General features: G+C 66.2%; 10 protein-coding genes. 4 read left to right on the forward strand and 6 right to left on the reverse strand.

The genetic code is table 11. From position 1 onward, the window contains the following. From ABEA67_RS19220 to pcaDC, 5 genes are all read right to left on the reverse strand, one after another. Positions 1–184 (reverse strand): thiolase family protein (locus ABEA67_RS19220; RefSeq protein ID WP_486304404.1); only part of this gene is annotated, 184 nt, incomplete at its 3' end. Continuing rightward, positions 181–1569, reverse strand: a complete 1389-nt coding sequence (pcaB, locus tag ABEA67_RS19225; protein ID WP_345468463.1) for a 3-carboxy-cis,cis-muconate cycloisomerase — start codon at positions 1567–1569, stop codon at positions 181–183. The genes pcaB and ABEA67_RS19220, both read right to left, overlap by 4 nt. 10 nt (positions 1570–1579) lie before the next feature. After that, complete coding sequence (gene pcaG / locus ABEA67_RS19230; protein ID WP_345468465.1) at positions 1580–2197, reverse strand: protocatechuate 3,4-dioxygenase subunit alpha; 618 nt, start codon at positions 2195–2197, stop codon at positions 1580–1582. Beyond that, on the reverse strand, positions 2187–2912 hold the full coding sequence (gene pcaH, locus ABEA67_RS19235; protein ID WP_345468468.1) for a protocatechuate 3,4-dioxygenase subunit beta: 726 nt from the start codon (positions 2910–2912) through the stop codon (positions 2187–2189). The genes pcaG and pcaH overlap by 11 nt, the downstream gene beginning before the upstream one ends. Next, complete coding sequence (gene pcaDC / locus ABEA67_RS19240) at positions 2909–4069, reverse strand: bifunctional 3-oxoadipate enol-lactonase/4-carboxymuconolactone decarboxylase PcaDC (protein WP_345468471.1); 1161 nt, start codon at positions 4067–4069, stop codon at positions 2909–2911. Before pcaDC ends, pcaH begins: the two co-directional genes overlap by 4 nt. A 280-nt stretch (positions 4070–4349) precedes the next feature. Here pcaDC and ABEA67_RS19245 point away from each other — a divergent pair, with 280 nt between their 5' ends. From ABEA67_RS19245 to ABEA67_RS19260, 4 genes are all read left to right on the forward strand, one after another. Beyond that, the gene (locus tag ABEA67_RS19245) at positions 4350–6014 is read left to right on the forward strand and encodes an ABC transporter substrate-binding protein (RefSeq protein WP_345468473.1); all 1665 of its coding nucleotides are present in this window, start codon (positions 4350–4352) and stop codon (positions 6012–6014) included. Between the two features lie 84 nt (positions 6015–6098). Beyond that, entirely contained in the window at positions 6099–6965 is an 867-nt protein-coding gene (locus tag ABEA67_RS19250; RefSeq protein WP_345468474.1) for a branched-chain amino acid ABC transporter permease, read from the forward strand. Beyond that, positions 6962–7885, forward strand: a complete 924-nt coding sequence (locus ABEA67_RS19255) for a branched-chain amino acid ABC transporter permease (RefSeq protein ID WP_345468477.1) — start codon at positions 6962–6964, stop codon at positions 7883–7885. The genes ABEA67_RS19250 and ABEA67_RS19255 overlap by 4 nt, the downstream gene beginning before the upstream one ends. After that, complete coding sequence (locus ABEA67_RS19260) at positions 7882–9378, forward strand: ATP-binding cassette domain-containing protein (protein ID WP_345468479.1); 1497 nt, start codon at positions 7882–7884, stop codon at positions 9376–9378. The genes ABEA67_RS19255 and ABEA67_RS19260 overlap by 4 nt, the downstream gene beginning before the upstream one ends. Before the next feature lie 390 nt (positions 9379–9768). On the opposite strand, the gene ABEA67_RS19265 is transcribed toward ABEA67_RS19260, so the two are convergent. Continuing rightward, complete coding sequence (locus ABEA67_RS19265) at positions 9769–10590, reverse strand: IclR family transcriptional regulator (RefSeq protein ID WP_345468481.1); 822 nt, start codon at positions 10588–10590, stop codon at positions 9769–9771. Positions 10591–10807: the final 217 nt, after the last annotated feature.

The raw sequence follows: 10807 nt of genomic DNA on the forward strand, positions 1-10807 counted from the left end.
AGCCCAGGATGACTTCTTCAATCTGGTCGGGGGAAACCCCCGACCGGCTCACCGCCTCGCGGAGGACCAGGGCAGCCAGGTCGTCGGGGCGGATGCTGGACAGCGAACCACGTATCGCCCCCACCGGTGTACGCACGGCGGATACGATGACGACATCCTGGTCTTGCAAGCTTGTCTGGGTCATGAATTTTCCTCTGGAGGGGTCCTCTGGCGGTGAGTGGGTCGATGGAGTCGGGTGCCGTGATACTGTTCGACGGCGCGGGAGATCAGCGGTGCCGTGGCCCCCAGGGTGCGTTCCTCGGTGAGGGCAGCCCAGTCCACCCGGTCTCCGAGGTGGCCCAGCTGCTCCCGGACGAGTTCGACAAGGTGGCCCTTTCCCGCCAGCGCCTGCGGGACGGCGTCGCGGATCAGGGCTTTTGCCTCCTCCCTGGGCAGAACGGCGGTCAGGGCGAAGCTGAGGGCCTCGGCGAGCATCAGGCCGTGCGAAGCCTGAACGTTCTCCCTCATGCGCTGGGCCTGCACCTCCAGCGCGCCCAGCAGGCGGCGGGTGTGGGCGAGGGCTGCCCCGGTCAGGCCGAGCATCTGCGGCACAGTGAGCCACTCCACCTGCCAGCCGTGCGTGCCGCGTTCGTGCTCCTGCACCCCGCTGCGCGCCACCGCGGCCAGCAGCCCGGCATTCGTGCTCGCCGCGGCCAGGATCACTTCGGAGGTGATGGGATTCTGTTTCTGTGGCATGGTGCTGGACCCGCCCCCCCCACCCCCCTCGCGCACCTCGCCGACCTCGCTCTGGGCGAGCAGGATCATGTCCTGTGCGAGCTTGCCCAGGCTGGTCCCGACCCCCGTGAGCCAGGCGGCGAGTTCGAGGATGGTGTCGCGCTGGGTGTGCCAGGGCGTGGGGGGGGCGGACAGCCCCAGTTCGGCGGCGAGCGCTTCGGCCACGTCCAGGCCCCGGTCCTCCAGCGCGGCGAGCGTGCCCGCTGCCCCCCCGAAACTCACCACGTACAGCCGCCCCTCCAGTTCCCGCAGCCGTTCCAGGTGCCGGGTGATGGGGGTCAGCCACCCTGCCGCCTTGAGGCCGAACGTGACGGGCAGGGCCTGCTGCGAGTGGGTCCGGCCCGGCATCAGCGTCCCGGCATGCGCCTGGGAGAGTTCCGCGAGCCGGTCGCCCACGGCGAGCAGTTCACGGCGCAGCACGCCCAGCGCTTCACGCGCGGCGAGCACGGAGGCCGTGTCCACGATGTCCTGGGTGGTCGCGCCGAAATGCAGGTGGTCGCGCGCAGGGGCGGGGAGAGCAGGGCGGAGTTGACCGAGCAGGGCGCTCACGGGAACGCCGTCCGTGAGGAGGCCTTCGCGGAGTTGCCCCAGGTCAGGGGAGAAGGTCCGCGTGAGTTGCAGGATTGCCCCCGCCGACTCGGGCGGGATGATCCCCAGCCTGCCCTGCACGGCGGCGAGCGCTCCCTCCACCTCCAGCAGGCGGCGGACATAGGCCTCGTCGCTGAAGAGGGCCGCCACCTCCGGCTGGGAAAAGAGGGTCCCGAAGAGGGCGGAGTCGGCGGGCGTCAGCGGCATCGGCGGAACCTCACGGGGCGAAGAAGACGGTCTCGTCCTCGCCCTGCATGTGGAAGTCGAAGCGGTACACGGTCCCGTCCGGCGTCTCCTCCCGCCGGGCGATCAGGGTGTGACGGCGCTCCTCGGGAACCAGGGCGAGCACGGGGTCGGTGCTGTTGTCCTCGTCACTGAAGTACACGGCGGTGATCAGGTGCGTGAGGAGGCCCCGCATACCCAGCCAGATGTTGAGCCGTGGAGCGAGACCCGGCCCGGCCTGGCCCGGCTTGACCGTCCGAATGGAGTAGCTGCGGTCCGCTGTGCGCGTGTGCGTGCGGCTATACCCCACGAACGCCGCATCCGCGCTGTGCGCGTACTGGCCGCTCGCGTCCGCCTGCCAGACCTCGATCACGGCGTCCTCGACCGGTTGGCCGTCCCCGTCCAGCACCCGCCCGACCAGGGTGATGCGTTCGCCGGGAACGTCGCTGCCAGATTCGACCGTCCTGTCTCCCAGCAGCCCGGTCAGCCCCTGGAAGTCCACCAACCCCTGGTGGACATACGGCCCGACCGTCTGGCTGGGGGAGGGACCGAAAGTGCCTTCGGGAATGTTCGAAGCCTCGGGGGCGAGGCGCGGACGCGGTTCAGTGCTCATGGTCCGGCTCCTCGAAGGGGGTCTGTGCCCGGCCGCCCAGCACGATATCGAAGCGGAATCCCAGCGCCCAGTTCGGCTGCGTGAGGTCCAGGTCGAAGCGGCTGATCAGCCGCGCGCGGCCCTTCTCGTCGGGAATGCTCTGGTAGATGGGGTCGTACGCGAGCAGCGGATCGCCAGGGAAGTACATCTGCGAAACGAGCCGCTGGGTGAAGTTCGTGCCGAACACGCTGAAGTGGATGTGCGCGGGCCGCCAGGCGTTGGGGTGGTTGCCCCAGGGGTAGGCACCGGGGCGGATGGTGATCAGCTCGTATTCGCCATGCTCGTCGGTCAGCATGCGGGCGGTGCCCGTGAAGTTCGGGTCCAGGGGCGCGTCGTGCTGGTCGCGCTGGTGGATGTAGCGCCCGGCGGCATTCGCCTGCCAGGTTTCGATCAGGGCACCGCGAATGGGCCGCCCGGTGCTGTCCAGCAGCCGCCCCCGCACGATGACGCGCTCTCCCAGCGGTTCGCCGTTCAACCGCGCATTGCGGGTGGTGTCGTTGTCGCCGGGGCGGAGGCGGTCCGCGCCGAACACCGGGCCGTGCAGATTCTCCAGGGCGGCGGGCAGCGGGATCAGCAGTTCGTGCGGGGCACGTTTCACGCTGCTGGTGTACGGCGGGTACAGGTGCGGCGCGTGGACGCTCCCCGCCGCCTGGGGCCGGGGTGGAGACTGGGTCATGGGACGTTCCTTTCCGAGAGGACTCTCTTGGCAATCTGGAAGGCGCGGTTGGCGACGGGCACCCCGGCATAGACGGCCACGTGCAGGAACACTTCACGCAGGTCGTCCTCGGTCACGCCGGTGTTCCGCGTCGCGCGGACATGCATCTCCAGCTCGTGTTCGCGGGGCAGCGCGGTCAGCACGGCGAGGGTGAGCAGGTGCCGGGTGCGGGTGTCGAGATGGCCCCGTGACCAGGGGCCGCCCCAGGCGTACTCGGTGATGAAGGTCTGGAAGTCCCGGTCGAGACTGGTGGTGTCGGCACTGGCCCGGTCCACATGTGCGCCGCCCAGCACCTGGCGGCGGACGGCCATCCCCTGGTCGTAGCGCCGGGTGCCCGAGGTGGGGTGAAGGAATTCGCGGAGCAGCCGGGCCACTTCACCGGGCTGCTCCACCATCGGCAGGTGCGCGGCACCGCGAATCTGTTCGAACTCCGCGCCGAGCTGCTCGGCGAGGGCCTGGCAGGTGTCAGGGGGGGTGCTGAGGTCGTGCTCCCCGCACAGCACCAGGGTGGGGAGCCGCAGGGCCTGCATTCGCCCCCTCAGATCGGCGTCGCGGAGAGCGGCGCAACTGCCGAGGTACCCGGTCTGGGGGCTGCGGGCGAGGAGCGCCGTGTACCCGCGGGCGGCGGCGGGCTGCTCCTGAAAGAAGGCGGGCGCGAACCACCGTTGAACCAGGGTCGGTGCCAGCGCGGGGAGGCCCTCGGCCTTGATCTGCTCGATGCGCGCCTGCCAGCTTTCGAACGTCCCGATACGGGGCAGGGTATCCAGCAGCACGAGCCGCGCCACCCGGGCCGGGTGGGCGAGGGCGAAGGCCTGGGCGACCACCCCCCCGAGCGAGCAGCCGACCAGAGAAACCTGCTCCAGTCCGAGGGCGTCGAGCAGGTCCAGCAGGTCCGTGACGTGGTCGTCCAGGCAGTACTCGCCCTCCGGGACATCCGAGAGGCCCTGGCCGCGCAGGTCGTACTGCACGCTGCGGAAGGCATGGCCCAGCTTGCGGACGGTGTCGTCCCAGACGTTCAGGTTGCTGCCGATGGGGTTGAGGAAGACCAGGGGTGGCGCGGCTTCGGGGCCGGAGGCGTGCACGTGCAGAACGAGGGAACCGGTGTCGAGAAACGTCAAAGGGCAACTCCTTGGGGCAGAGGGCGACACGGCTGAAAAAGCGAGTTCAGCTTCCTGGGTTCTGCCCCGCAGGACAAGGGCGTTGTTCTGCTATTCGGAATACCTGCCTGGCTGAGGTGTCGCTGGCGGAGCGTCGTAGCTGACCCAGGCGCTGCTCAGAGCCGCAGAAGCCTCCACTTCCCACTGGAGGGTGGTTCGGTCACGCGCGAATGCACCCGAGCGACGGTCACGCTCCGGGCAGGGCGGCCAAGGGGCCGAGGTCCTGGCTGTCGAAGGCGATATGTCCCAGCAGCACCCGGAACCCCAGCCGGTACCGCCTGGTCTGCCTGCGGTGCAGCAGGGCGTGCGCGTCGTGCTCAAACTGGGGGTGCGTGCAACCTCGCTCAACCCCACCAGCCGCTCGAAGGAACGCTCCCGCGTCATCAGCCTGTCTAGCCGCACCCGCCCTGAACTGACCCACCCTCGCCTCTCCTGCCCCACAGGTCTTCAGCAGGAACAGGGTGAACAGTTTCTTGGCGCAGAATTCGCGTCTCTGGCGGCCATGAGGTTGCAGGAGAGGAGCTGGGGCAGGGGCCGGAACTCAACCCTGCCCCCCCCGGCTGTACCCGTTCCCACAAGCAGTTTCGCCGCAGCCCCTGCCAAGCTGTTCGTAACTGACGAACATCCTACTGGTGAATCCAAGTCAGATCTCTACACTGCCCTTCAAAGACACACCAGGAAAGACATTCCCACACTTGGCGCTCGTTTCCGGAGTGACCAGAAAGGCAGGATTATGAAAAAAAAGGCTCTTGCTGTTGTAACGGTAGTCCTGGGCGTAAGCGGCACCTGGACTGCCTTCGCCCAGGGAAGCAACACCATCAAAATTGGTGTGCTGATGCCAGCCTCCGGCGTCTACGCTCAGCTGGGTGAAGAAGGTTATAAAGGCTTCACCCTCTATCTGGACTCCATCGGCAATCAGGTGGCCGGGAAGAAATTGCAGCTGATTCGTGAGGACGAGGAGGCCGATCCCGCAGTTGCTCTGCGCAAGGCAAACAAACTCATCAGCAGTGACAAGGTAGATATCCTGGCGGGAGTGGTCCTGACGCCAAGTGCTTACGCCCTGACGGACGTGGTCGAGGAAGCCAAGGTTCCCCTCATCGTATTCAACGCCGCCGGTAATGCTTTGACCCGCGAGCGGAAGAACCCCTACGTCTTCCGTGTGTCCGGAAACGCCTGGCAGTACAACAATCCCTTTGGCAAATACGTCGCCACCAAGGTCAGCAAGAACACGTTCCTGGTAGCTGCGGATTACGCCTTCGGGAAAGAGTCTCTTGCGGACTTCAAGCAGTCGTACACGAAAGCCGGAGGGAAAATTGCCGGGGAAGTGTACACGCCATTGGGCAGCACCGACTTCAGTCCGTACCTGGCCCGCATCGCCGCGGCCAGGCCACAGGCAGTCTATGCCGTCCTGTCCGGCAGTGACGCTGTGCTGTTCATGAAGCAGTTCGCGCAGTTCGGCCTGCAAAAGAGCGTGAAGCTCGCCGTTTTCGGTGACATGACCGATGAGAAGTTCATCGATGCGGTCGGGGACAGTGCTGTCGGTGCCATCAGCGCTCTTCCCTGGGCGCAGGATCTGCCGAACGCGCAGAACCAGGCATTCACCACCGCGTACAAGAACAAGTACAAAGGGGATTTACCCGGCGTGTTTGCGCAGCGGGGCTGGGACACCGCCCGCGTGATCGTGGAAGCCCTCAAGAAGACCAAAGGGAACGTCAGTAATACCGAAGAGCTGCTCGCCGCCATGCGGAGCGTGACCTTCCCGTCCCCACGCGGCGTTTTCCGTTTCGACCCGAGCACGCAGAACGTCATCAACCCCATGTACGTCCGCGAGGTCGTGAAGACGCCCCAGGGGTTGATCAACAGGTTCGTGACCAACCTGGGCACCTTCAAGGACCCCGGCAAGTAAGTCGGGTGGTGGGCGGGGCTGCATCCACGTTCGGTGGCAACTGCGGCTCCGCCCACATCTATCAGGCAGGAGGAAAAAAGGGAGATGCAACTCGTTCTGTTTCAACTGGTGAACAGCCTGGCGTTCGGCATGTTGCTGTTTCTGCTGTCGGCGGGCTTTTCCCTGATTTTTGGTGTGGCACGAGTCGCCAACCTCGCGCACGGTGCCTTCTACGTTCTGAGTGCCTACATCGGCTACACCGTCTCGCAGGCCAGCGGCAACTTCTGGCTGGGGGTCCTGGTCGCCACCGCTGCGGGAGCGGTCCTGGGCGTTATCGCTGACCGCCTTCTTCTTTCCCGCCTGCATGGTCAGGAACTGCGGCAGGTGCTTCTCACGCTCGGCCTCACTTTTGTGATCTCGGATGCCATCCGTCACTTCTGGGGGGCAGACATCAAGAGCGTGTCACCGCCCGCACCGTTCGAGGGGCCGGTCACGCTGGGCGGCCTGGTGTTCCCCAGTTATCCCTTCGTGCTGATCGTCCTGGGCGTGGTGGTCTTCCTGGTGATGCGCTGGATCCTGCGCGGCACGCTGGCCGGCGCGAAGATTCGCGCGGTGACGGCCGACCCGCAGATGAGCGGCACGCTGGGCCTGCCCGTGCTCAGGATTTCCATGCTGACCTTCGCGGCGGGTATTGGTCTCGCCGCGTTCGGGGGGGCGGTGGGAAGCCCGCAACTGGCGCTCACGCCCACCCTGGACTCGACCATGACCCTCTTTGCTCTGATTGTCGTGGTCATCGGCGGTCTGGGCAGCATCGAGGGTGCCTTTATAGCGGCGGTGCTGGTCGGCCTGGTAAACGGCTTCGGCGCGGTGTACTTTCCCGCCTTCGCGCAGATGGCGGTGTTCGCGCTAATGATCCTGGTGATCGCGGTTCGCCCGCAGGGCCTGCTGGGGCGCAAATTGGGGAACGCATGACCGCCCAGGCTGCGCCTTCCACCCGTCCCAGTCCCTTGCGGATGATCCTGTTCGTCGGGGCAGCCCTGCTCCTGGCCCTCCCCCTCTTGCTGGGCGGCTACCCGTTGTACCTCGCCACCGAGGCCCTGTGCTGGGCCATCGCTGCCGCCGCGTTGGATCTGCTGGTCGGCTATCTGGGGCTGACCCCCCTGGGGCACATCGCCATGTGGGGGCTGGGCGGGTACACCGCGGCGCTGCTGGTGAAAGCCGGTCTGCCCATGCCGCTGGTGCTGGCCGCCGCCGCCCTGATCGCGACGATCTATTCCGCCCTGACCGCGCCGCTGGCCCTGAGGGCGGGGGGCATCTTCTTCCTGATGATCACCCTGGCGTTCGCGCAGATGCTCCAGGCTTTAATAGACAAGTGGAGCGCCGTCACGGGCGGCACCGATGGCCTGACGTTCCAGCCAGGGGTGGACAGTACCGTCCTGTACCTCATCACGCTTGCTGCCCTCGCGCTCAGCCTCTTCCTGCTGACTCGCCTGACCCGTTCCCCTTTCGGCCGGGTTCTGGAGGCCATCCGCCAGAATGAGGGCCGTGCGCGGGCCCTGGGCTACCCCGTGTTCGCCTACAAGTACGGTGCCGTTCTGATTGCCTCGGCGTTCATTGGTCTGGCTGGAGCGCTGGGCGCATACCACCGGGGCATCGTCACTCCCAGTGACGTGTTCTGGCTTCAGAGCGCCGTCCTCCTGATCATGGTGCTGCTGGGTGGGGCGCGTTCCCTGTGGGGTCCCGTGCTGGGTGCCGTGCTTTACACGGTGCTGCAAGCACTCGTGAGTTCTCAGACGGACCTGTGGGCGGGGCTGGTGGGTGCCCTCCTGATCGTTCTGGTGCTCACGGGCCGCGGTGGCCTGTGGGCGATCCTCCACCGGAGGCAGGCATGACCCCACAGACCCGGACCGGTCTGGCCCTGCGCATCGAGAACGTCACCCGGCGTTTTGGCGGCGTCACGGCCCTGAAGGACGTCCGTGTGAATGTCCCGCCCGGCGCGCGGCACGCGGTGATCGGCCCCAACGGCGCAGGCAAAAGCACCCTCTTCCGCGTTGTAAGCGGCGAGTACGCCCCCAGCGAGGGTACGGTCAGTCTGGATGGCCGGACGGTGAGCGGCCTCTCGCCCGACCGCGTGGCGGCCCTGGGCGTTGCGCGGTCCTTCCAGACGAGCAGCCTGTTCATTCAGGACACCGTGCGCGAGAACGTGATGCTGGCCGTCATGGCCCACACACCCGCCCGCCGGGATCTGTGGCGTCCTCTGGCCGCCCACCGGGAAGCTGCCCGGCGCGCGGACGCCGCACTGGAGCGAATGGGTCTGCTCGTGCAGGCGGACCTGCCGGCGGCCGCCCTCTCGCACGGGGAGAAGCGTCAACTGGAACTGGCCATGGTGCTCGCCCAGGAACCGCGCCTGCTGCTGCTCGACGAGCCGCTCGCGGGCCTGAGTGCCCACGAGCGCGAGCGGGTGATGAACCTTATCCTGGACCTGCCACGGGACCTCACCACCGTCCTGATTGAACACGACCTGGCCTTCTGCCTGGAGTTCGCCGACCAAGTGACTGTGCTGAGCAATGGGGAACTGCTCGCCACGGGCACCCCCGGTGAGATCCGCGCGAACGAAGCGGTGCAGTCCGTGTACGTCGGCTCGGCCCTGGAACGCCGCGGGCGTGAGGTGAGCGAGGAGGCCCTGACCCGGCCCCCCGTCCTCACGGTGCAGCACCTGCGGGCCGGGTACGGCAGCGCGACTGCCCTGGAGGACGCCTCGCTCGTCGTGCGGCCCGGCGAGGTCGTCGCCGTGCTGGGCCGCAACGGCATGGGGAAGACCACCCTGCTCACCACCCTGATGGGGTGGCGCAAACCTATGGGGGGAACCATCACCCTCAACGGGCAGGACGTGACCGGCCTGCGCCCCTCCGCCCTGTCCGCGCAGGGCCTCGCCCTGGTGCCGCAGGGCCGCCGCGTCCTGGCAGAACTCACGGTGGACGAGGAACTGCGCCTGGCGGCCCGGCCTGGCAAGTGGACCCTGCCGCGGGTGTATGAGACGTTTCCACGCTTGCTGGAACGCAAGAACAGTCTGAGCACCACGCTCTCCGGCGGCGAGCAGCAGATGGTCGCCATTGGCCGCGCCCTGCTCCAGAACCCCACCGTGATGCTCCTGGACGAACCCACCGAGGGCCTCAGCCCCCTCATGGTGACTGTGGTGCGGGACGTGCTGCTCACCTTGCGGGAAAGCGGCGAGACGATCCTGCTGGCCGAGCAGAATCTGGACCTCGCACTTGCCGTGGCGGACCGTGTGTACGTCCTGGACCACGGCGCGATCGCCTTTGATGGGGACGCTGCCCATCTCGCGGAAAACCGGGCGCTGGTACGGGACCTGATGGGGGTCTGATCAATGGTGCGGACAGTTTTGCATCCTCTTGCGAGAGGTGTATTCGAAAGTAGCGTGCAGGATGTAAAAAGCCCCTCTCTCCTTGCGGGGGAGGGGTTGGGGAGGGGGGGTGGACGGCAACGCCGTCCCAGCGTGGGAAAGGTCCAGGAAGTTATGAATCTGTCCACACCATTGCTGATACTGATTCCGATTGAAGGGTGTTGAAAACACCCGGAAATCCGACCAGAGGGAGAAGGAACAAGGGCGGATTTCGGGAGATGGATGAACAGGCGGTGCCCTCCCGACTGTTCAGGAATTGGACGGAATCCGTATGAACCCCTGGAGGAGAGCTGCACCTGGAGGAAGTAGGAAGTCCAGGTGCAGCTCTCTTTGCCCACCCGGTGATCGCCCTCAGGATTTTCGTTGGTTGCGAGGGGCCTGCCTCAGTTTCTCCTGACCCTCGACCAGGTGCCAGTGCAGCCGACCTTCACCCGGATCCGGCTGGTACCCGAGGCGCTCCGAGATGACGTGGGTGGCGGCCAGGAGTTCTTGCAGCCAGAGACTCTTATGCCGCTCGAAGCGGGGTGTTGCCGCTGCGATGGTCACCGCTGCGATGATCTCACCGTTGGCATTGTAAATCGGTGCACCGATGGCGGAGCGGCCGGAGTTCGATTCCTCAATGTCGAGGCCATAACCACGCTCACGGATCCGGGCGAGTTCGGATTGCAACTCGTCCAGCGAGACGATGGTGTTGGGGGTGAACGCCTGCATGCGCGCGCAGACCCGGCGCACCTCCTCCTGGGAACGGCTGGCGAGGAAGACCTTACCGGAGGCAGAGGCGTACGCGGGCAGCACGTCACCTACCCTGACCAGTGGAGGATCTCCATCCCCCTCCACGAGGTCAATGCAAATGGCGTGACCACCGTCAAAGGCCATCAGGTGCAGCGGCTCCTGAAGCAGGACTGCAAGCCGTTCCATCTCTTCATGGGCGACCAGACGCCAGGGTGTCTGGGCCATCAGAACGGCATGCAGCGGCACGATCATGAACCCCAACCGGTAACGTCCGGTGACCATCCGGTGAACCAGACCAATTTGCGTCAGTGTGGTCAGGGCATCATGGGCGCTGGTCTTGGGGATACTCAGCTTCCTTGCCACCTCGCTCACGCCCCACTCCGGGTTGTGGGCGGTGAAAAGGCGCAGAACCCGTCCTGCTTTTTCCAATGTGCTTAACATCTCACTCTTAGGGACCTCACCCGCCAGACATGTTATCTGAATGGACTGTCGCGTCTTCCAGGCCCATTTCCTTGCATCCGTTTCCTGATGTCAAGACCCGTTGCGCAGTAGAGGTAGGAGCAGGTAGGTTCAGGGGTGTTACGGCTGGAGAAGCTGAAGTCCCGAGCGCGTTCCTTTGAGCGGCTGGTGGGGCTAACGCCGATGGAGTTTGACCAGC

It is taken from the genome of Deinococcus carri (assembly GCF_039545055.1).
Lineage (GTDB): Bacteria > Deinococcota > Deinococci > Deinococcales > Deinococcaceae > Deinococcus > Deinococcus carri.

Bases quoted from the DNA above. Each gene is read 5' to 3' on its own strand.
- pcaB (WP_345468463.1), bottom strand. From the start codon at position 1,569: ATGCCGCTGACGCCCGCCGACTCCGCCCTCTTCGGGACCCTCTTTTCC.
- pcaG (WP_345468465.1), bottom strand. From the start codon at position 2,197: ATGAGCACTGAACCGCGTCCGCGCCTCGCCCCCGAGGCTTCGAACATT.
- pcaH (WP_345468468.1), bottom strand. From the start codon at position 2,912: ATGACCCAGTCTCCACCCCGGCCCCAGGCGGCGGGGAGCGTCCACGCG.
- ABEA67_RS19245 (WP_345468473.1), top strand. From the start codon at position 4,350: ATGTCCCAGCAGCACCCGGAACCCCAGCCGGTACCGCCTGGTCTGCCT.
- ABEA67_RS19250 (WP_345468474.1), top strand. From the start codon at position 6,099: ATGCAACTCGTTCTGTTTCAACTGGTGAACAGCCTGGCGTTCGGCATG.
- ABEA67_RS19255 (WP_345468477.1), top strand. From the start codon at position 6,962: ATGACCGCCCAGGCTGCGCCTTCCACCCGTCCCAGTCCCTTGCGGATG.
- ABEA67_RS19260 (WP_345468479.1), top strand. From the start codon at position 7,882: ATGACCCCACAGACCCGGACCGGTCTGGCCCTGCGCATCGAGAACGTC.
- ABEA67_RS19265 (WP_345468481.1), bottom strand. From the start codon at position 10,590: ATGTTAAGCACATTGGAAAAAGCAGGACGGGTTCTGCGCCTTTTCACC.